Raw genomic sequence first — 22,713 nt, forward strand, 5'->3', positions numbered from 1 at the left:
ACCGTGCCGACGAGGGCGTCGCACGCGAACCGAGTGGGGGACTCAGGATGAGACGGCTGACGAAAGCCGCGCTGGCCACGGGCGCCGGCGCACTGCTGCTGCTGGGCGGCGCGCAGACGCTCGCTTACTGGACGGCCGACGGGACGGCCACGGGCACCGACGTGACCGCGGGGACGCTCACCATGACCGACGGAGCGTGCGGGGACTGGCTGCTCGAGACCGGTGTGCCGGTCGCCGAGGGCATCGTGCCCGGTGACACCCTCACCACGACGTGCACCCTCACGGTGGGCGGCACGGGCGACCATCTGGCGCTCGGCGAGATCACCGTCTCCGATCCCACGTGGGCCGAGGCCAACGCGCTGACCGCCTCGCTCGACGTCTCGCTCGCCGGCGCCACCCTCGGGGGCGCGGAGCTCGACCTCCCGCTGGCGGAGCCCGCACCCTTCTCCGGCACGCAGGACCTGGTCGTGAGCGTCGAGGCGGTGTTCGACACCGCGGCGGGCAACGACACCCAGGCGCTGACGGCGGCGCTGGACGACGTCACCGTCCAGGTCACCCAGGCGCACCTCGTGCCCTGACGCGGGGCTCGCGATGCGCGCCGTGCTCCGACTCGCCGGACGCGGCCTCGCCGCCGCCGTCCTGGTGGTGGCGGGCGTCGCGTTGCTCCTCGGCGTCCTGGTGCCCCGCGTGGCGGGAGCGACGCCGTACACGGTGGCGACCGGGTCGATGGAACCAACGCTCGGCCCCGGGACGCTTGCGGTGGTCAGGCCCGTGGACACCGCTGCCGTGGCGACGGGCGACGTCCTGACGTACCAGCTGCGCTCCGGTGAGCCCACCGTCGTGACGCACCGGGTGGTGGGTCTCGGCACCACCGCGGGCGGGGAGCGGACCTTCGTCACGCGCGGGGACGCCAACGAGGTGGCTGACGTCACGCCCGTCCGGGCCGTCCAGGTCCGCGGCACCCTCTGGTACGCCGTCCCGTGGCTCGGCCACGTGTCCAGCCTCGCGTCCGGCCAGCAGCGACAGGCTCTGGGCGGGATCGTGGCCGTCGGGCTGTTCGGCTACGCGGGCTGGCTCCTGGCCGGCGAGATCAGGGCGCGACGCGCGAGGGCCGGCACGTGAGCGCGCGGCCGCGTCGCGGCCGGGCGGCACGGTGCGCAGCGGCCGTCGTCGGCTCCGGTCTGACGGGTGCGGTGGCGCTGGCCGTGGCGGGCCCGGCGGGAGCGGTCCTCCCGGCACAGGCCGCCGTCGCCGTCGCCGACGAGCGGCCCGCGGTCGCCCTGAGCGTGGACGGTCAGCAGTGGTCCCGCAGCCTCGGTGTGCCACTGCTCGACGCCGAGCGGGTGTGGGTGCCGGGCGACGTCGAGCGGGCGTCGTTGCTCGTACGCAACGACGGGCCGAGCCGGGCGCGCGGGAACGTCTCCGTCACGCTCGACGGTGACCCCGAGCTCGTGCAGGCCCTCGAGGTCCGGTTGCGGACCGACGGTGGGCGCCGGCACGACGGCGGGTCCGCGCCGCTCGCCCTGGGCCGCGGTGCGGTGCAGCCCATCGAGCTGGAGGTGGCCTTCGACCCCGACAGCGGGAACGCGACGCAGGGGACGACGGCGCACCTGGGCGTCTCCGTCGTCCTGGAGGGGGACCCGGTCGTCGACGACGAGGAGCCGCCGCCCGGGGACGAAGCGCCCGACGGAGCGGCCGGCGGGGCAGACCCCGGCGGGGTGTCCGGTCGAGAGGCGAGCGGCAGCTCGCCCGATGCCGGCCCCCCGGACGCTGTCACGTCGCGCGGGCCGCTGCCGCGCACTGGTGGCGACACCGCCCGGCTGCTCGCGCTCGCCGTGGCAGCGCTCGTCGGCGGGGCGGTGCTGCGATCGATCCGCAGGGACCGGGGAGGCGCCCGTGCGTGACCCGCGCAGGAGGGCTCCCGGCGTCGTCCTCGCCGTGCTGCTCGCGCTCGTCCTGATCGGCTCGGCCGGACCGGCCTGGGCGTGGTGGGTGGTGGACGCACAGACGGACGCGCCGGACCCGGTCGCCGCGGGGACGGTCGACGTGCAGGTCGCCGGCCTGGGCAACGAGCTCGTCGGTCCCGGTGGCACGGTGGCGTTCCCGGCGCTGAGCCTGACCGGCGCGTTCCCCGGCAGCGGGGACTCGGAGATCGTCACCGTCCGCAACGCGAGCAGCCGGTCCGTGACCGTCACCGCGACGATGACCCGGACGGGCAGCCTCACCACGGCCTTCACGACCCTGGCGACGTTCGGCGGGACCGACACCGGGCCCTCGTGCAGCGGTGGCTCCGGGGCGACCACCACGATCGCGGCCGGCGGGACCGCGTCGCTGTGCCTGGCGGTCGGGCTGTCCGCGACCGCACCGACGGCGACGCAGGGGCAGTCGGGCGGGGTGACGACCACCCTGACGGCCACGCTGCCGGGGACGTCCTGGACCGACCAGGGCACGATCACGAGCGGGGCGGTGAGCGCGGGGGTCGTTGCCGCGCCGGTCCTGAGCTGCGGACCGCTGGGTGTGCTCTCGGTGACGTTCAACTGGACAGCGGTGACCGGGGCGACGTCGTACCTCGTCAACTTCGGGGCAGGCGGCTCGCAGACCGCCACCCAGACCGGGACGAGCCGGACGATCGTCACGGCGATCAACGGCGGTACCGCCTGGGTGCGGGCGCAGCGCAACTTCGGCCAGACGACGTGGACCTCCGTGCCGTCCAACACGCGCAGCTACACGGTCGCCGTGGTGTCGCTGTGCGGCTGACGGCGTCCGGGAGCTGAGCGGGCCGGCCTCCTTCCGGGGCTACTGCTCGATCGGGCCGGACGGCGTCAGCACCGGACCCGAGCGCCGGGTGCGCAGCCACACCACCACCGCCGCACCCACGAACACGAGGCTGTTCAAGATCACCAGGCTGAGGCTCACGGGCGCGGAACGGTCGAGCCGTTCGGCGAGATCGGCGTTCAGCGCGATCCAGAAGACGAACGTGAGCGTGTTCACGACGGCGTGCAGCACGATCGCGATCTCGAGCCCGCCGGTGCGCCAGGTGATGAACGCCGCGGTCACGGAGAAGATGACGTAGAACGCGTTCCACATCGGGTTCCCCGTGGTGTGGATCACGGAGAAGATCAGGGAGGACACGCCGATCCCCAGGATCAGCGACGTCGTCCGACCGCGCCCCCAGCTCGCCGCGATGCGGAAGACGAGCCCGCGCAGGCCGTACTCCTCTCCCGCGGCCTGCAGCGGCAGCAGCACGAGGCTCACGACGAGCAGCCAGATCACGTCGCTCTGCAGCCACTCGGTGGTCCGGTAGGGCGTCATGTGCTCCGCGACGGCCAAGGTGATCAGCAGTGCGGGGCCGATCGCCAGCAGCGCTCTCCCGAACAGGCCGAAGCGGAAGCGAGAGACCACCGAGGTCAGCGATGCGCCAGGCACTCCGTAGAGCCAGCGCTGGAGGACCATGCTCCAGGGCACGAGCAGCGCGGTGGCGATCAGGCTGGCGCTGTGCGCCACCGGGGTGAGGACCCGACCCTCGTCGCCCGGCGCGCCCGGCGAGAGCAGCCCGTCGACCCAGCTACCGAGGTAGTAGAAGACGAGGATGAAGGCGAACATGCCGCCGATGAGAAGTGTGATGGCCAGGAGGCCGCGACCGATGCGACGCTCGTCTCCCGCCAGGACCCGGTGGTACTCCACCCCGGGCGGAACTGATGCTGGTGGAACTGGTGCCCGGTCAGGCCCGCTGGCCAGGGCCTTCTGGTCTCCGTGGGAACGCACGCTGTCTCGTCCTCTTCTGCCGTGATCGGGTGATGGGTGCTTGCCTGAGCAAGTCCAGACCCTGACGTCGCGTCCGGCTCAAGCCTCGGGGCTGTGAGGTGGCGCACACCCTCCGCACGAGCTCCGGGTCGTTCCGGCTGTCCGACCGCGCGGCGTCCGGCCCCGCGGCCGGTCGTAGGATGGACGGTTGTGAGTACTCCGACCATCGGCGTCCTGGCCCTGCAGGGCGACGTCCGTGAGCACCTGACCGCCCTCGCCTCCGTGGGCGCCCGCGCCGTGACCGTGCGGCGACCGGACGAGCTGGCCCTCGTCGACGGGCTCGTGCTCCCCGGCGGGGAGTCGACGACCATCGACAAGCTGCTGCGCATCTTCGAGCTGCGGGACCCGCTGCGGGCCCGGATCAAGGAAAGTCTTCCGGTGTACGGCTCGTGCGCCGGGATGATCCTGCTCGCGGACCGGATCCTCGACGGCACGGCCGACCAGCAGACCATCGGCGGGATGGACGTCGTCGTGCGGCGCAACGCGTTCGGCCGGCAGGTCGACTCGTTCGAGACCGACCTCGACGTCGTGGGAGTCTCCGACGGGGGTGCGGTGCGCACCGCGTTCATCCGCGCTCCCTGGATCGAGGAGGCCGGGCGCGACGTCGAGGTGCTGTCGCGGATCCCGGCCGTGGATACCCAGGGCCGTGCCGTGGCGGCCGCCGGTAGAATCGTCGCAGCACGGCAGGGTCCGCTGCTCGCCACCGCGTTCCACCCGGAGATCACGGGGGACACGCGCGTGCACCGGCTGTTCGTCAGCATGGTCGCGGGCGGCTGAGCAGGTTCCCCGCTACCGTTCGACGCCAGTGAAAGTGCCATCGGGAACGTAGGGAGTCAGGGAGAGGCATGTCAGGTCACTCGAAGTGGGCCACGACCAAGCACAAGAAGGCCGCGATCGACGCCAAGCGGGGCAAGCTCTTCGCGAAGCTGATCAAGAACATCGAGGTCGCTGCGCGCACGGGTGGTGGCGACCTGGCGGGCAACCCGACGCTGTTCGACGCCGTCCAGAAGGCGAAGAAGTCCTCGGTCCCGAACGACAACATCGACCGCGCGGTCAAGCGCGGGTCCGGCGAGGGCGCCGACGCCGTCGACTACCAGACGATCATGTACGAGGGCTACGGCACCAACGGCATCGCGGTGCTCGTCGAGTGCCTCACCGACAACAAGAACCGCGCCGCCGCCGAGGTGCGGACCGCCTTCTCCCGCAACGGCGGCAACCTCGCCGACCCGGGCTCGGTGTCGTACCTCTTCTCCCGCAAGGGCCTCGTCGTCGTGCCCAAGGCCGACGGCGTCACCGAGGACGACGTCATGCTCGCGGCGCTCGACGCCGGCGCGGAGGAGGTCACGGACCAGGGCGACTACATCGAGGTGCTCTCCGAGGCGACCGACCTGGTGGCCGTCCGGTCCGCCATCGTCGACGCCGGGCTCGAGTACGACTCCGCGGACTCGGTCTGGCACCCGTCGATGCAGGTCGAGGTGGACGTCGAGGGCGCTCGCAAGATCATGCGCCTCATCGACGCCCTCGAGGACAGCGACGACGTGCAGAACGTCTACGCGAACTTCGACGCCTCCGACGAGGTCATGGCGGCCCTCGACTCGGAGGACTGAGGACCGACACGGAGCACGCCGCCCGGCCACGCTCCTCGGAACTGTCGGTGCTGCGTGAGACAGTGACGCCGTGCGAGTGCTGGGAGTGGACCCGGGTCTGACCCGGTGCGGTGTCGGGGTCGTGGACTCCCGGCCCGGGCGGCGTGCGGACCTCGTCGGTGTCGGGGTGCTGCGCTCGGCGCCGGAGACGAGCACCGACCTGCGGCTCCTCGAGATCGCGGACGGCCTGGACGGCTGGTTGGACGAGCACACGCCGGACGTCGTCGCCGTCGAACGGGTCTTTGCGCAGAGCAACCGGGGCACGGTGATGGAGACGGCCCAGGTGGCCGGTCTGGCCATGGTCGCCGCCGCCCGGCGCGGCGTGCCGGTCGCGCTGCACACGCCCAGCGAGGTCAAGGCCGCCGTCACGGGATCCGGCCGCGCCGGCAAGGAGCAGGTGCAGCGCATGGTCGTGAGCATCCTGAGCCTGCGGGCGGCGCCGCAGCCGGCCGACGCCGCGGACGCGCTGGCGCTCGCGATCACGCACCTGTGGCGCCCCGCCGGCGCGCTCCAGGGCGGTGACCGGCACGAGGCGACGGCGGCGCAACGCGCGTGGGCGGCGGCGGAACGCCGCTCCAGGGCCCCGGCACGGTATCGTACGAGTGTTCGAGGGAAGGAGGGTGCCCGGTGATCGCTTCGCTGGCAGGCACCGTCGCGCAGGTGTCGCTGGACCGTGCCGTGCTCGACGTCCAGGGCGTGGGATACCTGGTCCACGCGACGCCCGCGACCCTCGCCGGGCTCCGTCCCGGGGAGCCTGCCCGGCTCCAGACCACTCTCGTGGTCCGCGAGGAGTCGATGACCCTCTACGGCTTCGCCGATGCCGACGAGCGTGAGGTCTTCGAGACGGCGCAGTCCGTCTCGGGTGTCGGCCCTCGCATCGCCCTGGCGATGCTGGCCGTCCTGACCCCGGACGCGCTGCGGCGGGCGATCGCCGCCGAGGACACGGCGACCCTGCGTCGGGTACCGGGCATCGGGGCCAAGAGCGCCCAGCGGATCGTGCTGGAGCTGACGGGCAAGCTCGGGGCTCCGGGCGACGACGGCGCGTTGCGCGTCGTCGCGCCGGCGGACGCCCGCGCTCAGGTCGTGGAGGCGCTGACCGGTCTCGGCTGGTCGTCCAAGGTGGCGGAGGACGCCGTGGCCAAGGTCCTCGCGGACGAGGGCGCCGACGTCGTCGACGAGGCGCAGGTCCCGGGCACCCTGCGGGCCGCGCTGCGACGGCTGGGTCCCCGTGGCTGACGGCGAGATCGACCCCGGCTCGCTCGGCGAACGCCTGGTCGGGTCCGGCGCGGACGAGGTCGAGCGAGCCGCCGAGGCCGCGCTCCGGCCGAAGACTCTCGACGAGTTCGTCGGCCAGCGGGTCGTGCGCGACCAGCTCTCGCTCGTGCTGCAGGCCTCTCTCGCCCGCGACACCGCGCCGGACCACGTCCTGCTCTCCGGACCGCCCGGGCTCGGCAAGACGACCCTGGCGATGATCATCGCCGCGGAGCTCGGGACGTCCCTGCGCGTGACGAGCGGACCGGCGATCCAGCACGCGGGTGACCTCGCCGCGGTCCTGTCCTCGCTGGAGGAGGGCGAGGTCCTCTTCATCGACGAGATCCACCGCCTCGCCCGGCCCGCCGAGGAGCTGCTCTACGTCGCGATGGAGGACTTCCGGGTCGACGTCGTCGTCGGCAAGGGTGCGGGGGCCAGCGCGATCCCCTTGGCGCTGCCGCCGTTCACCGTGGTGGGCGCGACCACCCGGTCCGGGCTGCTGCCGGCACCTCTGCGCGACCGGTTCGGGTTCACCGGGCACCTCGACTTCTACGGCGCCGGTGAGCTCGAGAAGGTCATCCTGCGCTCGTCCCGGCTGCTCGGCGTCGACATCCGCCACGAGGCGGCGCACGAGATCGCCGGCCGGTCCCGGGGGACTCCTCGGATCGCTAACCGTCTGCTGCGACGGGTGCGCGACTGGGCCCAGGTGCGCGGCGACGGGGTGCTCGACCTGCGCGCGGCGCGGGCGGCGCTCGAGGTCTACGAGGTCGATCCCATCGGTCTGGACCGGCTCGACCGTGCGGTCCTCGATGCGTTGTGCCGGCGGTTCGGCGGCGGGCCGGTCGGACTGACGACGATGGCGATGACGGTCGGTGAGGAGCCCGAGACGGTCGAGACGGTCGCCGAGCCCTACCTGGTGCGCGAGGGTCTCGTGGCCCGCACGCCGCGCGGTCGGGTCGCGACGGCCGAGGCGTGGCACCACCTCGGGCTGGAGCCGCCCCCGGGCACGTGGGCCTCCGGGAGCGGGACGGTGGAACCGGGAACCACCGGGCGGTCGCGGACGTTGTTCGACGAGGTCTGAGGCCGTTGCGGCGACCTCTAGACTGAGCAGACACCCGCACCCGGCCGAAGGACTGACGCTACGTGGACCCCTCGATCATCATCCTCTTCGTCGTGCTGGCGGCGCTCATGTTCTTCATGAGCTCGCGCACGCGCAAGCAGCAGAAGCAGCAGGCGGAGTTCCGCTCTGCGCTCGCACCGGGTCAGGAGGTCATGACCGGGTCCGGGATGGTGGGCACGATCGTCGAGATCGACGACGAGTCCGACACCATCACGATCGAGTCCACCCCGGGCACGCAGACGCGCTGGCTGCGGGCCGCGATCGCCAAGCGGACGGACACCTCCGGGCCGGTCGACGAGGCGGAGGAGCCGGCCGAGGCCGAGGCGACCGACGATGCGGGTAGCATCGCCCCCGCAGACGGTAACGTCGACGTTCCTGACGACCTCTCCGGGCTGGACACCGCGCAGCGGGAGTACAAGGAGAGCAAGCGCCGGGAGAACGGCGAGACCGAGGACAAGTGACCTCCGCGCCGGCCGGGTCCGCCCGGTCGGCGCCATCACGCGTCGGCCACGGCGGCCGCGCGCACACGGGAAGAGAACCAAGTGGCCAACTCCAGCACGAAGCGATCGCGTCCGGTACGCACGCTCGTGGTCTTCGCGATCCTGTCCATGGTGGTGCCGTTCGCGGCGTTGCTCGCCGGGATCTACTTCGATCCGAAGTCGGACGACAACCCTGACGGTGCGACCCCGACGCCGGGGCTCGCCCTCGACCTGCAGGGTGGCACCCAGATCATCCTGACGCCGATCTCCACCGACGGCTCGGAGATCACCGAGGAGGCGATCGACGAGTCGATCAACGTCATCCGGCAGCGCATCGACTCCTCGGGTGTCGCCGAGGCCGAGATCGCCAACCAGGGTGGCGGCAACATCGTGGTCGGCATCCCGGGCGAGGTGGACCAGGCGACGATCGACCTGGTCTCGCAGCCCGCGCAGATGCGGTTCCGCCCGGTGCTCACGTACACGATGGGCCTGCCCGCCGACGAAGCCGCAGAGGACGAGCCCGCGACGGAGGACGGCGCTGACGACGGGGCCGAGGATGCCGCTGACGACGGGGCCCAGGACGGCGCTGACGACGGGGCCGAGGAAGGCTCCGACGAGGCGGCCGAGGAGGGCTCCGCCGCCGACGTCGACGCACGCATCGCGGAGGAGGCCACCGAGGTCGACCCCACCGACCTCTCCGACCTGGCGCAGATCACGCCGGCCGTGCAGGAGAAGTTCGACGCGCTGGACTGCACCGACCCGGAGAACCTGATCGGCGGCGGCGGTGACGACCCGGACCTGGTGCTGGTCACCTGCGCCAACGACGGCAGCTTCATGAAGTACATCCTGGGACCGATGGAGGTCGACGGGACGCACGTGACGACGGCCAGCTCCGGCCTGGTGCCGGGGCCGAACGGCTCGGTCACCAACGAGTGGGGCGTCTTCATGGAGATGGACGCCGAGGGCACGGCCGACTTCCGCGACACCACGCAGCGCCTGCAGGGCCTCGAGGAGCCCCGCAACCAGTTCGGCATCGTCCTCGACGGGCTGGTCATCTCCGCACCGTCGCTGGCGCCTGGCGTGATCATCTCCGACGGCCGCCCGCAGATCTCCGGCAACTTCACCCGGGACTCGGCGGCCACGTTGGCCAACCAGCTGAGCTTCGGGTCCTTGCCGATCGCCTACGAGGTCCAGAGCCAGGAGACCATCTCGGCGACCCTCGGCTCGGAGCAGCTGCGCAACGGCCTGATCGCGGGTCTCGTCGGCATGGTGCTCGTCGTCGTCTACTCGATGTTCCAGTACCGGGCGCTGGGCCTGCTGACCGTGGTCTCGCTGCTGGTCGCAGGCGCTATCACCTTCGTGGCGATCGACCTGCTGTCGTGGACCATGGGCTACCGGCTGTCGCTCGCGGGTGTGGCCGGCCTGATCGTGGCGATCGGCTTCGTGGTGGACTCGTTCGTCGTCTACTTCGAACGCGTCCGTGACGAGCTGCGGGACGGACGCTCCTTGGCGATGGCTGTCGAACGCGGCTGGAAGCGGGCCCGGCGTACCGTGCTGGCCGCCAAGACGGTGAACCTCATGTCGGCGGTGATCCTGTACTTCATCTCCGTGGGAGGGGTCCAGGGCTTCGCCTTCACACTGGGTCTGACGACCCTGGTCGACATCCTGGTCGTGTTCTGCTTCACGCACCCGATGATGCAGGTGATGACCAAGATTCCGTTCTTCCGGGACGGGCACCCCCTGTCCGGCCTGTCCCCGGACCGGCTCCGGGGCAGCAAGGGTCCCCGGTACGTGGGGGCCGGGCGCTTCTCCGCGCCGGCGGGTGCGCCCTCCACCAGCTCGCCGGACGACCCGCAGGAACGGCAGCCGGTCCTGGCCGGTAGCGGTGCGAAGGGTGCGGCGGCCGCTGCGGGCGGTCGGATGACGATCGCCGAGCGCCGGGCCGCGGCTCGCCGCGCCGAGCGCGACGGGATCGGCGACGACCCCGGTGTCACGGGCGAGGACGCCCCCACTGATTCCGGCACGAACGAGGAGAACCGCTGATGGCCGGCAAGCTCAACTTCGCCCGGTGGGGCAACGACCTGTACACGGGTCAGCGCTCGTACCCGATCGTCCAGAAGCGGCGCCTGTGGTTCTCGATCGTCGCCGCCTTCGGCGTGGCCGCGATCCTCGTCCTCGGCATCAAGGGCCTCACGCTCGGGATCGACTTCCGGGGCGGCTCGCAGTTCACCGTCACCCAGGCCCAGACCACCGAGCAGTCGGTGGGCATCGAGGCGGTCCAGGAGATCCTCCCCGAGGAGGAGCCCCGGGTCGCGGTCCTGGGCGGGAGCGCCGTCCGTGTCCAGACCACCCTGGTCGAGGGTGCCGAGGAGCAGGCCGTCGTCGAGGCGTTGGCAGACGCCTACGGCGTCGACCCGCAGGCGGTCGATGCGTCGTTCGTCGGACCGACCTGGGGAGAGCGCGTCTCGGAGCGGGCCCTGTGGGCGACCATCGTCTTCGTGCTCGCCGCTGCGGTCTTCATGGCGATCTACTTCCGCGCCTGGCAGATGTCGGTCGCGGGTATCCTCGCGATGCTCTCCGACCTGCTGATCTCTGCGGGCGTCTACGCGCTGGTCGGCTGGGAGGTCACACCCTCGACCGTCATCGGCTTCCTGACGATCCTCGGCTTCTCGCTGTACGACAAGATGGTCGTCTTCGACAAGGTGCGGGAGAACACCGCCGGCGTCCTGGACCAGACGCGCAACACGTATGCCGAACGCGCCAACCTGGGTGTGAACCAGACGATGGTGCGCTCCATCAACACGTCCGTCCTGTCGCTGCTGCCCGTGGCGGGCATCCTGTTCATCGGCGCGCTGTGGTTGGGTGCGGGCACGCTGCGGGACCTGTCGCTGTCGCTCTTCGTGGGGATCCTGGTGGGGGCGACGTCCTCCATCTTCCTGGCGACGCCGCTCGACGTGGCCCTCCGGGAGCGGGACCCCAAGTACCGGGAGCACACGGAGCGCGTCCTGGCGCTGCGACAGGAGCTCGCCGCGTCGGGGGGCGAGGAGGCCGAGCTCGCCGCCGCTGCCGCCGGTCGCTCGCAGCTCATCCCGGGCCACCACCAGGGGAACGCTGCGCAGCCGAGGCGCAAGCGTGCACGGTGACACCACCGGCATGACGGACGACATCTCGCTCGTCGCCCTGTCCGGGCTCGGCCCGGACAGGGCGGCCGAGGTGCGGGCGCTCGTCCGGGACGTCCCGGACTACCCGCACCCGCCCGTGGTCTTCCGCGACATCACCCCGCTCCTGGCGGACGGCGGGGCCTTCGGGGACGTGATCGAGGCGTTCGCCGACCTGGCCGAGGCGCACGGCGGCATCGACGTCGTCGCCGGCATGGAAGCACGAGGTTTCCTCCTGGGCGCGCCGCTCGCCACCCGGCTGGGAGTCGGTTTCGTGCCGCTGCGCAAGGCCGGCAAGCTGCCGCCCCCGGTGGAACGCGTGGACTACGAGCTCGAGTACGGTTCGGCGTCGATCGAGCTGCGCACCGGAACACTCCGACCGGGTTCCCGTGTTCTCCTGGTGGACGACGTGCTGGCCACCGGCGGGACCGCTCGGGCCGCAGCCACCCTGGTGGAGCGGTGCGGCGCCGTCGTCGCCGGCCTGGCGTTCCTGCTCGAGCTCGCCGGGCTGGGCGGTCGTGAACGGCTCGCCGGGAGGACGGTCGACACCCTGTTGCGAGCGGAGTCGTAGACTTGCCGTCCCGCACGTCGCCCGACCGGCGTTGGTGGAAGGAGGTGCCCGTGGCTGACGAGACGCAGGTCAAGCGCGCCGCCGAGGCCCCTCGCCCCGGCACGGGGAACCGTGTCCGGAACCGGCTCGTGCGTCTGGGTGTCCGCGGTGCCCCGGCGAACACCCCGGCGCTGGAGCCGCTGCTGCAGGCCGTGCGCACCAACCACCCGAAGAGCGACCTGAGCGTCCTGGAGCGGGCCTACGCCACCGCGGAGAAGGCCCACCGTGGACAGCAGCGCAAGTCCGGGGACCCGTACATCACGCATCCTGTGGCGGTCTCCACGATCCTCGCAGAGCTCGGTTTCGACGGGGCGACGTTGGCGGCGGCACTGCTGCACGACACCGTCGAGGACACCGACTACTCGCTGGACGATCTCACCCGGGAGTTCGGCGCCGAGATCGCGATGCTCGTCGACGGTGTCACCAAGCTCGACAAGGTCACCTACGGCGATGCTGCGCAGGCCGAGACCGTGCGCAAGATGGTCGTCGCGATGGCCAAGGACATCCGCGTGCTGGTCATCAAGCTCGCCGACCGTCTGCACAACGCACGGACCTGGAAGTACGTGTCGGGCTCGTCGGCGTCCCGCAAGGCTCGCGAGACGCTCGAGATCTACGCGCCCCTGGCCCACCGCCTCGGGATGAACACCATCAAGTGGGAGCTGGAGGACCTCTCCTTCCAGACTCTGTACCCCAAGGTGTACGACGAGATCGTGCACCTCGTCGCCGAGCGTGCTCCGGCCCGTGAGGAGTACCTCGGGGTGGTGCGTGAGCAGATCTCGGCGGACCTGCGTGGTGCCAAGATCCGGGCCACGGTCACCGGCCGGCCGAAGCACTACTACTCGATCTACCAGAAGATGATCGTGCGGGGGCACGACTTCGCCGAGATCTACGACCTCGTCGGCACGAGGGTGCTCGTCGACTCGGTCCGCGACTGCTACGCGGCGCTCGGCGCGCTGCACGCCCGGTGGAACCCGGTACCGGGGCGGTTCAAGGACTACATCGCGATGCCGAAGTTCAACATGTACCAGTCGTTGCACACGACGGTGGTGGGGCCGGGCGGCAAGCCGGTGGAGATCCAGATCCGCACGCACGACATGCACCGGCGCGCGGAGTTCGGGGTCGCGGCGCACTGGAAGTACAAGGAGTCCGCCCGGGCCGCGAAGGACGGTTCGAAGGACCCGCGCGCGAACGACATGGCCTGGCTGCGCCAGCTCGTCGACTGGCAGCGCGAGACGGCCGACCCGGGGGAGTTCCTCGACTCGCTGCGCTACGAGATCGGCGCGGCCGAGGTGTACGTCTTCACCCCCAAGGGCGAGGTCATGGCGTTGCCCGCCGGAGCGACCCCGGTCGACTTCGCGTACTCGGTCCACACCGAGGTCGGTCACCGCACCATGGGTGCCCGCGTGAACGGCCGTCTCGTGCCGCTCGACTCTCCGCTGCAGAACGGCGACGTGGTCGAGGTGCTCACGTCGAAGGCCGACACCGCGGGGCCCTCTCAGGACTGGCTGGCGTTCGTGAAGTCCGGCCGGGCCCGCAACAAGATCCGCCAGTGGTTCACCAAGGAACGGCGCGAGGAGGCCGTCGAGCGGGGCAAGGACGCCATCACGAAGGCGATGCGCAAGCAGAACCTGCCGATCCAGCGGTTGCTGAGCCACGAGACGCTGGTGGGCCTGGCGAACGAGCTGCGCTATGCGGACGTGACGGCGTTGTACGCCGCGGTCGGCGAGAACAACGTCTCGGCGCAGCACGTGGTCGAGTCGCTGGTGAAGTCGCTCGGCGGCGAGGACGGCACGGCGGAGGACACGGCCGAGGCCGCGCGTCCTGGTCAGGCCACACGCCGGTCCCGGTCGACCGGTGACCCGGGGGTGGCGGTCAAGGGTGTCGAGGACATCTGGGTCAAGCTCGCCAAGTGCTGCACGCCGGTACCGGGTGACGAGATCGTCGGCTTCGTGACCCGTGGTGCCGGGGTGAGCGTGCACCGCGCCGACTGCGCGAACATCGTCCAGCTGCGCTCCCAGCCCGAGCGGATGGTCGACGTCGAGTGGACCACGGGGGCGAACACGATGTTCCTCGTGCAGATCCAGGTCGAGGCTCTCGACAGGTCGCGGCTGCTGTCCGACGTGACACGGGTGCTGTCCGACCACCACGTCAACATCCTGTCCGCGACGGTGTCGACCTCGACCGATCGGATCGCGATCTCCCGGTTCGTGTTCGAGATGGCCGAGCCGGCCCATCTGCAGCAGGTGCTGGCCGCAGCCCGCAAGATCGACGGGGTCTTCGACGTCTACCGGATCACCGGGACGAAGGCCGCCGACGTCGGCAGCGTCGCCCCGGAGGCGCCGGCGGACGCCTGACGACCGGTCCGCCCGACACGGCTCGCCTGACACCGAGCGCCCCCTGGCGTCACGGCGTAGGTTCACCCCCATGGACCTTCCTCTGGAAGCCCCGATCCGACCGATGCTAGCCCGCGCGGTCGCTGCTGTGCCTGATCAGCCCGACGGCCGGGCCGACTGGGTGTACGAACCGAAGTGGGACGGCTTCCGGGCGATCGTCTACCGCGACGGCGACGACGTCCGTCTCGACTCCCGCAACACCAAGCCCATGCAGCGGTACTTCCCCGAGGTCGTCGAGGCCGTGCGTGCCGAGCTTCCGCCGCGGTGCGTCGTGGACGGCGAGATCGTCGTCGCCCGCCCTCCGGAGAGGCCCGGTGACGTCGCGCGCCTCGACTTCGACACGCTCAGTCAGCGGATCCATCCGGCGGAGTCACGCGTCCGGCTGCTCGCGTCGACGGTGCCGGCCAGCCTGGTGGTCTTCGACGTGCTCGCCGAGGGCGACGAGGACCTGAGCGACCGGCCGCTGTCCGAACGGCTGGAGCGTCTCGACGGGTTCGCACTGCACGGACCGCAGGTGCACGCCACGCCGCGCACGGGCGACGCCGCCGTCGCCCGTGGATGGCTGGAGACGTTCGAGGGGGCGGGGCTGGACGGCGTGATCGCGAAGCCCTCCGACAGCTCGTACGAGCCGAACAAGCGGGGCTGGCTCAAGATCAAGCACGCCCGCACCGCCGACGTCGTGCTGGCCGGCCTGCGCGAGCACAAGACCTCGACGCCGGAGCGTCCGCTCGTGGGCTCGCTGCTCCTGGGCCTCTACCAGGACCGCACCGACGACAGCACGGACGGCCGCACGACGCTGCAGTTCGTCGGGGTGGCGGCGTCCTTCCCTGCCGCCCGTCGTGCAGCCCTGTACGACGAGCTGGCCCCGTTGATGCTCGAGCCGGGGTCCTCCGAGGCGGGCCGGCACCCGTGGGCCGACTGGCAGGACCCGGCGGTCGCCGACGGCACGGCGGGGCGACGGCGCCCCGGCGCGCAGTCGCGGTGGAGCGCCGGCAAGGACCTGTCCTTCACCCCGCTGCGTGCCGAGCGCGTCCTCGAGGTCGGCTACGACCACATGGAGGGTGCGCGGTTCCGGCACACGGCCCAGTTCAAGCGGTGGCGTCCTGACCGTGAGCCGGCGAGCTGCACCTACGACCAGCTCGTCGAGCCGGTCGGCTACGACCTGGCCAGCCTGCTGCCCGGTGCTCCGGGCACGGGGGACCGATGATTCCCGGACGCCACGAGGGTCGGTAGCGCATGGGAACGGTGAGATTCGGGATGATCAGCTGCTCGCTGGACGGTTACGTCAACGATCGTGACGGAGAGATCGGGTGGACGGCGCCCAGCGACGACCGGCACGCGTTCATCAACCAACGGGTGGGTGACGTGAGCGTGTTCGTGATGGGCCGAGAGATGTACGAGATGCTCCGTGTGTGGGACGACTGGCCACCGGGCCGGGAGGTCGAGGACGAGTTCGCGGCGCTGTGGGCCCGGACGGAGAAGATCGTCTGCTCGGACACGCTCGGGCCGGTGGGCGCGCCGCGCACCACGGTCGAGCCGAGGTTGACCCTGGACCGCCTGGACCGGATCGTCGCGGAGACCGACGGCGTCGTCGAGGTCTCCGGACCCACGACCGCTGCCGACGCGCTGCGGTCCGGCCGGGTCGACGAGATCGACGTCTTCGTCCTGCCACGGGTCGTCGGCGCGGGCAGGCGTGCCCTGCCGGACGGGATGGAGGCGATGCTCGAGCTGAAGGAGAGCCGGGCGTTCAGCGACGGCGCGGTCTACCTGTCGTACGGGCGTCCCCGGGCCTGAGGGCCCGATCCGGTGCGGTCAGCCGCCGGACTGCTCGCGTCCCTTGGCGCGGCTCGGCTGCACCCGCTTCGGCTCGCCCGGCATCTTGGGGTACTCGGGCGGGTACGGCAGGTCGCCGAGGCCGTGGTCGGTCTCGTCGCGCCGGGCCAGCTCGAGCGCGGCGTCCAGCGAGCAGTCCGTCGCCGTGTCGCGATCGGCGCGCAGCGGTGCGAACAGGTCTCCGCCCTCCGCGAACCGTGCCGGCACGGTCGCCACCGTGAAGTCGTCGGGGCGGGCCTGGCCGAGCTCGTCCCACGTCAGCGGGGTCGAGACGGTGGCGCGGGGGTTGGGCCGGATCGAGTACGCCGAGGCGATCGTGCGGTCGCGAGCCATCTGGTTGTAGTCGACGAAGATCTTCTCGCCCCGCTCCTCCTTCCACCACCGTGTGGTGACCTGTTCGGGCAGCCGACGCTCCAGCTCGCGGCCGATCGCGATGGTGGCGCGCCGGGCCTGCGTGAACGACCACCGCGGTGACAACGGGACGAAGACGTGGACTCCCCGGCCCCCCGAGGTCTTCGGGTAGCCGACCAGGTCGAGCTCCTCGAGCAGGTCGCGCAGGTGCGGCGCGACCGCGGCCGCGTCGTCGAACGTCGTGCCGGGCTGGGGGTCGAGGTCGATGCGCAGCTGGTCGACGGCCTCGACGTCGTCGCGCCGGACGGGCCAGGGGTGGAACGTCAGCGTGCCCATCTGCGCGGCCCAGGCGACCACGGCCAGCTCGTGCGGGGCGACCTCGTCCGCGGTGCGACCGCTCGGGAAGGCGATCCGGGCGGTCTCCAGCCACGACGGAGCGCCCTTGGGCACGCGCTTCTGGTAGAACGCGTCGCCATGGCTGTCGGACCGGGTCGCCATCACCGCGCCCTCGAAGTAGCCCTTGGGCCACCGCTCCAGGGTGGTCGGGCGGTGCAGCAGCGCACCGAGGATCCCGTCGCCGACGGCGAGGAAGTACTCCGCGACGTCGAGCTTGGTCAGTCCCGCCTCGGCGAAGACGACCCGGTCAGGGCTGGAGATGCGCACGGTGCGGCCGCCGACGTCGAGCTCGACCGCGTTCGAGGGAGCCATGACGCCACGCTACGCCGAGCCGGCCCCTGCCGCCGGTCCTGACCTGTCCGCGAGGGACGCCTCGGCGGCATCGAGCAACCGACGTGCGCGAGGTCTGCCGACCGCGCGGGTCCGCAGCTCCAGCGATCGTCGCGCCCGCCGCAGGTCGGCTCCCGCCCGGTGGACCAGGTCGAGCACGACCGGCACCGGGTCGGGGTCGTGGAGCACCAGCTCCACGACGGTGCGGTGCGGGACCGTGACCGGCACGCCGTCCAACAGGGTGGTGTCGCCGCGCAGGAGCGGGCTCTGCCACAACCGGGACCCGGGTGGTCGGTCCGGTTGATGCCGCCCGGCGCGGTAGGTGAGGTGCAGGACGCCGCCGTCGTCGTACCCGGTGTGCACCCATGCCGCGGTGCGCCCCGTCACGACGGCGCCCGACGGGACCTGCCGGGCCAGCAGGCCGGCACGCTCGTCGGGCCCGACGGCAGTTCCGGCAGGACAAGCGGCGTCCGGGCGCAGCAGCTGCACGTCCCCGTCACGCACCAGCGTCTGCCATGCCACGGGACCTCCGACATCGGACGGCCCGAGGACGACGCGCGTCGCTCGTACCGGGGTGAGCAGGTCGCCGAGGGAGCGGGTGGCAGGGTCGGTGCGGGCGGCGGGCACGAGAACCTCCGGGACGACGACGGTGGCTGCGGTGCGAACGTAACGCACCACAGCCACCGTCGGTCGGCCGGCACGGGCCGGCTGTGGACGACGTCGTCGTCCACAGCCGTCGTCAGCCTCGGGAGTCCTCTGCCGCCTGGACGACCTGCTCGAGCCAGGATCGGCGTGCGGTGATCGCGGCCTCCAGCTCCTCGGCCGTGCGGCGGTCACCCGCTTCCTGGGCCGCCGCGAGGTCCGTCTCGAGCGAGGCGATGGCGTCCTCGAGCTGGGCGGCGGCACCCTCGGCACGGGCCTGGGTCTCCGGGTTGGTGCGCCGCCAGCGGGCGTCCTCGGCCTCGCGCACGGCGCTCTCGACGGCGCGCAGGCGTCCCTCGACCCGCTGGATGTCGCCGCGAGGAACCTTGCCGGCCTCCTCCCACCGGTCCTGGATGTCGCGCAGCGCGGACTTCGCCGCTGCCAGGTCCGAGACCGGCAGCAGCGCCTCGGCCTCGGTGAGGAGCTGTTCCTTGACCTTGAGGTTCTCCCCGTACTCGGCGTCGATGGCGGCGTTCGCCTCGTCCCGGGCACCGAAGAAGGTGTCCTGGGCAGCCCTGAACCGTCCCCAGAGGACGTCGTCGTCCCGGCGGTTGGCCCGTCCGGCGGCCTTCCACTGGGCCATGAGGTCGCGGTAGGCGGCGGCCGTCGCGCCCCAGTCGGTCGAGTGCTGCAGCGACTCCGCCTCGACCACGAGCCGTTCCTTGGTGGCCTTCGCCGCCGTGTTGCGCTGCTCGAGCTCGGCGAAGAAGTGGCGACGCTCGCGGTCGAACGCGGTGCGTGCGTGGCTGAACCGCTTCCAGAGCGCCTCTTCGGTCGGGCGGTCGATGCGCGGGCCGTGCCGTTGCGCGTCCTTCCACGAGTCCAGCAGCGCACGCAGCTCCTCGCCGGCCGGGCGCCACTGCATCTTCGACGGCTCCGTGCCGGCGATCTTCTCGGCGGCCTCGACGATGGCGGTCCGGGCCTCGATCGCGCGGTCCTTGGCCGCCGCGCGCTCCGCCTCGAGCTGCTTGCGTCGCTCGGCGGCCCGACCGCGCAGCGCCTCGACCCGGCCGCGCAGCGCGTCCAGGTCGCCGACGGCCGCGGGCTCGGCCGTCTCCTCCGCGAGCTTGGACAGGGTCTGGTCGATCTCGCGCACCGACAGGTCCGCGCTGTCCAGACGCGTCTCGAACAGGGTCACCTTCGCCGCCAGGTCGAGGTAGCGCCGGACGTAGAGGCTCAGGGCCTCCTCGGTGGAGACCCCGGGGTACTGGCCGACGCTGCGCTCGCCGGTGGCCTCGCGCACGTACACCGTGCCGTCGTCGTCGACCCGGCCGAACCCTGTGGCCGCCGCTTCCTCGGCCGCGTCGTGGACGACGGGGGCGACCGGGGCGGGCGGTGCGGCCGCCGCGGGGGAGGAGGCGGGCTGGGGCCGACGCAGGGCGGACGGCTTGGGCGCACCGGGCTTGGGTGGGCCGGGTCGCGGCGCCGCGGGCTTCGCCGACGCGGCGTCCTGCTCGGAAGCCTCGGTGGGAGGAGTCTCGGCCGTCGCCTGCTCGGCGGGACCCTCGACGTGGTCGGGGCCGTTCGAGCCGGGGATGCTCTCGCTCACTGGGTCTCAACTCCTTCGATGATGACGGGGCTGGCCGGGGAGCCGTCAGCGGCCCCGTCGGTCGTGCCCGCGTCAGCGACTGCCTGGACGGTGTCCAGACCGGACGTCACGGTGCCGAACACCGTGTACCCGCCTGCGGCGTCGGACGGGATGGTGGAATCCTCGTAGACGAGGAAGAACTGTGAACCCATCGAGGCGCCGTCGCCGCCGCGGCGTGCCATCGCCAGCGTGCCGGCCGGGTAGGTGTCCGCGGCCGGTGCGTTCTCGACGGGGCCGTAGGAGTAGCCGGGTCCGCCGGTGCCGCTGGCCGTCGGGTCGCCGCACTGCAGGACGTGGATGCCCTCGGTCACCAGACGGTGGCACGCGGTGGCGTCGAAGTAGCCCTGCTGTGCGAGGGAGACGAAGCTGGCGACCGCCTGGGGCGCCTCCTGCCCGTCGAGCTCGAGGTCGATCACCTCGGTCGTGCCGTCGACGCACAGGTCGATCGACACCGTCCACGTGCGGTCCTCGGCGACCGACGGGTCGGGCAGCTCGCCACCCTCGCGCGGGTCCGTCGAGACCGGGCTGCACCCGTCGGACGACGTGGGCGGCTCCGAGCCCGCGGCGTCGGGGGACGCCGTGGACGACGTGGGCAGCCCGGCGAGGACCACCGCACCACCGGCGACCAGGGCGAAGACGGCGAGGATCGCCACGATCACGGCGACGCGACGTCGGCGTTCTCGCTTGAGGCGCTGCCGTTCGTCCCACTTCGCCTGCCGCTTGCGGGCGTACTCGCGCTCGCGCTTGCTGGGCGCCACCGTCGTTCGTCCCCTCTTCGTCCGTGCTCGCACGGGATCGTGCGCGTGCGACAGTCTAGGGCGCGCGGCGCCCCTCAACCGCCCGAGAGCGCTGGCCGCGGCCTCGGGCGGGGCGCTCGGACGACGCTGGACCAGACCGCTACGGTGGCGTCATGGACGTGCGCGTGGTCGTTGCACCGGTGTTCGGGACGAACTGCTGTGTCGTCACCGCCGACGCCGAGCGGCCGGACGGGCGGCGTGACTGCGTGGTGGTCGACGCGGGCGCGGGCACCGTCGGCGGCGTGCTGCGCCTCGTCGAGGAGCACGACCTCGTCCCCCAGGCGGTGCTCGCCACCCACGGCCACGTCGACCACACGTGGGACGCTGCGGCCGTGTGCGAGACGTTCGGTGTGCCGTTGAGGCTGCACGAGGCCGACGCCTACCGGGTCGCCGATCCCTTCGGCACGATCGGGCTCGGCAGCGACGAGGGGCCGGTGGCCGCGGTGAGCGAGGCGCTGACCCAGGCGCTGACCGACTTCGGGTGCACACCGCGCGACTACCGGGCGCCTGCGTGGATCGAGCCGTTCGACGGCACTGCGCCGCAGGTGGTCGCCGGCGACGTGCACCTGCGTGCGCTGCACGCGCCCGGGCACACGGAGGGCTCGACGCTCTTCCTCGTCGACGGCGGTGCGCGGCGCGGCGTCGTCCTCAGTGGCGACGTGCTGTTCGCCGGGGGCGTCGGGCGCACGGACCTGCCGGGAGCCGACGTCGACGCGATGCTCGCCACGCTGCGCGGGGTGGTCGCGAGCCTGGACCCGGCGCTCGGCGTCGTCCCGGGGCACGGCCCGACGACGACGGTGGGCCACGAGCTGGCGACCAACCCCTTCCTCGGCGGCTGACCGACGGACGCGTCCGCAGCACCGGCGCGGATCTGGGAAGATCGGCGCATGGCTCGCATCACCCCCCTCTCCGGGTTCCCCGAATGGCTCCCCGACGGTCGCGTCGTCGAGCAGCACGTGCTGGACGTCCTGCGCCGGACGTTCGAGCTGCACGGGTTCGCCGGGATCGAGACCCGGGCGGTCGAGCCGCTGGACCAGCTGCTGCGCAAGGGCGAGACCTCCAAGGAGGTCTACGTGCTCCACCGCCTCCAGGCCGAGGACGAGGAGGACGCCACGGCGCCGCGGTCCGAGAAGCAGCTCGGCCTGCACTTCGACCTGACCGTCCCGTTCGCGCGCTACGTGCTCGAGAACGCCGGTCGGCTGGCGTTCCCCTTCAAGCGCTACCAGATCCAGAAGGTCTGGCGGGGCGAGCGGCCCCAGGACGGCCGGTTCCGGGAGTTCACCCAGGCGGACATCGACGTCGTGGGTGCCGGCGAGCTGCCGTACCACTACGAGGTCGAGCTGCCGCTGGTCATGGCCGAGGCGCTCGGGGCCCTGCGTGACGTGGGCGTGCCCGCGGTGCGCGTGCTGGTCAACAACCGCAAGGTCGCCGAGGGCTTCTACCGGGGGCTGGGTATCGAGGACGTCGAGGGCGTGCTGCGGCAGATCGACAAGCTGGACAAGATCGGCGCCGAGCAGGTCGCCGCACTGCTGGTGTCCGAGCAGGGTGCGACGGCGCAGCAGGCCGGGGCCTGCCTCGACCTGGCGGCCATCAGCGGCAGCGACGCCACCGTGGTCTCACGCGTCCGGGCGCTCGCCGACGAGCACGGCGCCGGCACCGAGCTGCTCGACGAGGGCCTGGGCGAGCTCGCCGCGCTGATCGAGGCAGCGGCGGCCCGCGCGCCGGGCGTCGTCGTGGCGGACCTGAAGATCGCCCGCGGCCTCGACTACTACACCGGCTCGGTCTACGAGACGGTGCTGGTCGGCCACGAGGACCTCGGTTCGATCTGCTCGGGTGGCCGGTACGACACCCTCGCCTCGGACGGCAAGAACACCTACCCGGGCGTCGGGCTGTCGGTCGGCGTCTCGCGGCTGGTCTCGCGGTTGCTGTCCGCCGGCCTGCTGGCGGCCACGCGTGGTGTCCCGACGTCCGTGCTCGTGGCGGTCTCGGACGAGGAGTCCCGCGCGACGTCCGACGCCGTGGCTGCCGCGCTGCGTGCCCGCGGCATCCCGGCGGACGTCGCGCCGACGGCGGCGAAGTTCGGCAAGCAGATCAAGTTCGCCGACCGGCGTGGCATCCCGTTCGTGTGGTTCCCCGGCGAGGAGCACCAGGTCAAGGACATCCGCACGGGTGACCAGGTGGCCGCCGACCCCGCTGTGTGGGCACCTCCGGCCGAGGACCTGCACCCGAGGGTCGTGCCCGCCGTCTGACCCGCG

At 72.2% G+C, this 22,713-nt stretch carries 23 protein-coding genes; 18 read left to right on the plus strand and 5 right to left on the minus strand.

All coding sequences use genetic code 11. The features are described from left to right. Positions 1-47: 47 nt before the first annotated feature. Genes HDG69_RS12610 through HDG69_RS12625 form a run of 4 tightly spaced genes read left to right on the plus strand, consistent with a single transcriptional unit; the run spans position 48 to position 2,757 of the window. Complete coding sequence (locus tag HDG69_RS12610) at positions 48-578, plus strand: alternate-type signal peptide domain-containing protein (RefSeq protein ID WP_171784178.1); 531 nt, start codon at positions 48-50, stop codon at positions 576-578. A 22-nt stretch (positions 579-600) separates the two neighbouring features. Beyond that, positions 601-1,122, plus strand: a complete 522-nt coding sequence (locus HDG69_RS12615) for a signal peptidase I (RefSeq protein ID WP_216645594.1) — start codon at positions 601-603, stop codon at positions 1,120-1,122. Further along, positions 1,119-1,904 carry a hypothetical protein gene (locus HDG69_RS12620; protein ID WP_171784180.1) on the plus strand — a complete coding sequence of 262 codons (786 nt, stop codon included), beginning with the start codon at positions 1,119-1,121 and terminating at the stop codon, positions 1,902-1,904. Before HDG69_RS12615 ends, HDG69_RS12620 begins: the two co-directional genes overlap by 4 nt. After that, positions 1,897-2,757, plus strand: coding sequence for a hypothetical protein (locus HDG69_RS12625; RefSeq protein ID WP_171784181.1), 861 nt, complete (start codon positions 1,897-1,899; stop codon positions 2,755-2,757). The genes HDG69_RS12620 and HDG69_RS12625 overlap by 8 nt, the downstream gene beginning before the upstream one ends. Positions 2,758-2,796: 39 nt before the next feature. On the opposite strand, the gene HDG69_RS12630 is transcribed toward HDG69_RS12625, so the two are convergent. Further along, entirely contained in the window at positions 2,797-3,603 is an 807-nt protein-coding gene (locus tag HDG69_RS12630) for a CPBP family intramembrane glutamic endopeptidase (protein ID WP_216645596.1), read from the minus strand. A 351-nt stretch (positions 3,604-3,954) separates the two neighbouring features. Between HDG69_RS12630 and pdxT the strand changes: the two genes are divergently transcribed. The 12 genes from pdxT (at position 3,955) to HDG69_RS12690 (ending at position 16,255) form a co-directional block, all read left to right on the plus strand. Then, on the plus strand, positions 3,955-4,581 hold the full coding sequence (pdxT, locus tag HDG69_RS12635; RefSeq protein WP_171784183.1) for a pyridoxal 5'-phosphate synthase glutaminase subunit PdxT: 627 nt from the start codon (positions 3,955-3,957) through the stop codon (positions 4,579-4,581). 68 nt (positions 4,582-4,649) lie between these two features. Beyond that, the gene (locus tag HDG69_RS12640; protein ID WP_171784184.1) at positions 4,650-5,411 is read left to right on the plus strand and encodes a YebC/PmpR family DNA-binding transcriptional regulator; all 762 of its coding nucleotides are present in this window, start codon (positions 4,650-4,652) and stop codon (positions 5,409-5,411) included. 70 nt (positions 5,412-5,481) lie between these two features. Further along, positions 5,482-6,081 carry a crossover junction endodeoxyribonuclease RuvC gene (gene ruvC, locus HDG69_RS12645; protein ID WP_171784185.1) on the plus strand — a complete coding sequence of 200 codons (600 nt, stop codon included), beginning with the start codon at positions 5,482-5,484 and terminating at the stop codon, positions 6,079-6,081. Next, positions 6,078-6,686, plus strand: a complete 609-nt coding sequence (gene ruvA, locus HDG69_RS12650) for a Holliday junction branch migration protein RuvA (protein ID WP_171784186.1) — start codon at positions 6,078-6,080, stop codon at positions 6,684-6,686. The genes ruvC and ruvA overlap by 4 nt, the downstream gene beginning before the upstream one ends. Further along, entirely contained in the window at positions 6,679-7,782 is a 1,104-nt protein-coding gene (ruvB, locus tag HDG69_RS12655; protein ID WP_343036425.1) for a Holliday junction branch migration DNA helicase RuvB, read from the plus strand. The genes ruvA and ruvB overlap by 8 nt, the downstream gene beginning before the upstream one ends. A gap of 62 nt (positions 7,783-7,844) precedes the next feature. Beyond that, positions 7,845-8,282 carry a preprotein translocase subunit YajC gene (gene yajC, locus HDG69_RS12660; RefSeq protein WP_343036426.1) on the plus strand — a complete coding sequence of 146 codons (438 nt, stop codon included), beginning with the start codon at positions 7,845-7,847 and terminating at the stop codon, positions 8,280-8,282. 81 nt (positions 8,283-8,363) lie between these two features. Continuing rightward, on the plus strand, positions 8,364-10,343 hold the full coding sequence (gene secD, locus HDG69_RS12665) for a protein translocase subunit SecD (RefSeq protein WP_343036427.1): 1,980 nt from the start codon (positions 8,364-8,366) through the stop codon (positions 10,341-10,343). Then, positions 10,343-11,443, plus strand: a complete 1,101-nt coding sequence (gene secF, locus HDG69_RS12670; protein ID WP_171784187.1) for a protein translocase subunit SecF — start codon at positions 10,343-10,345, stop codon at positions 11,441-11,443. Before secD ends, secF begins: the two co-directional genes overlap by 1 nt. A 10-nt stretch (positions 11,444-11,453) precedes the next feature. Further along, on the plus strand, positions 11,454-12,029 hold the full coding sequence (locus tag HDG69_RS12675) for an adenine phosphoribosyltransferase (protein WP_171784188.1): 576 nt from the start codon (positions 11,454-11,456) through the stop codon (positions 12,027-12,029). Positions 12,030-12,079: 50 nt separating this feature from the next. Then, complete coding sequence (locus tag HDG69_RS12680; RefSeq protein WP_171784189.1) at positions 12,080-14,422, plus strand: RelA/SpoT family protein; 2,343 nt, start codon at positions 12,080-12,082, stop codon at positions 14,420-14,422. Positions 14,423-14,492: 70 nt separating this feature from the next. Next, a complete protein-coding gene (locus tag HDG69_RS12685) occupies positions 14,493-15,668 on the plus strand; it encodes an ATP-dependent DNA ligase (RefSeq protein ID WP_171784190.1) in 1,176 nt (391 codons plus the stop codon). Positions 15,669-15,697: 29 nt separating this feature from the next. After that, positions 15,698-16,255, plus strand: coding sequence for a dihydrofolate reductase family protein (locus tag HDG69_RS12690; protein ID WP_171784191.1), 558 nt, complete (start codon positions 15,698-15,700; stop codon positions 16,253-16,255). Between the two features lie 18 nt (positions 16,256-16,273). Here the strand turns inward: HDG69_RS12690 and ligD are convergent, their stop codons facing one another. From ligD to HDG69_RS12710, 4 genes are all read right to left on the minus strand, one after another. Beyond that, a complete protein-coding gene (gene ligD, locus HDG69_RS12695) occupies positions 16,274-17,353 on the minus strand; it encodes a non-homologous end-joining DNA ligase (RefSeq protein WP_171784192.1) in 1,080 nt (359 codons plus the stop codon). Between the two features lie 9 nt (positions 17,354-17,362). Continuing rightward, positions 17,363-18,046 (minus strand): hypothetical protein, encoded by a 684-nt coding sequence (locus HDG69_RS12700; RefSeq protein ID WP_171784193.1) that lies wholly within the window; start codon positions 18,044-18,046, stop codon positions 17,363-17,365. Positions 18,047-18,110: 64 nt separating this feature from the next. Continuing rightward, positions 18,111-19,622 carry a DUF349 domain-containing protein gene (locus HDG69_RS12705; protein ID WP_171784194.1) on the minus strand — a complete coding sequence of 504 codons (1,512 nt, stop codon included), beginning with the start codon at positions 19,620-19,622 and terminating at the stop codon, positions 18,111-18,113. Then, positions 19,619-20,419: a peptidylprolyl isomerase gene (locus HDG69_RS12710; protein ID WP_171784195.1), complete on the minus strand. Its 801-nt coding sequence runs from the start codon at positions 20,417-20,419 to the stop codon at positions 19,619-19,621. The genes HDG69_RS12705 and HDG69_RS12710 overlap by 4 nt, the downstream gene beginning before the upstream one ends. A gap of 152 nt (positions 20,420-20,571) precedes the next feature. Between HDG69_RS12710 and HDG69_RS12715 the strand changes: the two genes are divergently transcribed. Together HDG69_RS12715 and hisS are read left to right on the plus strand one after the other, a co-directional pair. Continuing rightward, positions 20,572-21,297, plus strand: coding sequence for an MBL fold metallo-hydrolase (locus HDG69_RS12715; RefSeq protein ID WP_171784196.1), 726 nt, complete (start codon positions 20,572-20,574; stop codon positions 21,295-21,297). A gap of 48 nt (positions 21,298-21,345) precedes the next feature. After that, on the plus strand, positions 21,346-22,707 hold the full coding sequence (gene hisS, locus HDG69_RS12720) for a histidine--tRNA ligase (protein WP_171784197.1): 1,362 nt from the start codon (positions 21,346-21,348) through the stop codon (positions 22,705-22,707). The last annotated feature ends 6 nt before the right edge of the window (positions 22,708-22,713 follow it).

Source organism: Isoptericola halotolerans (assembly GCF_013149785.1).
Classification (GTDB): Bacteria; Actinomycetota; Actinomycetes; order Actinomycetales; family Cellulomonadaceae; genus Isoptericola; species Isoptericola halotolerans.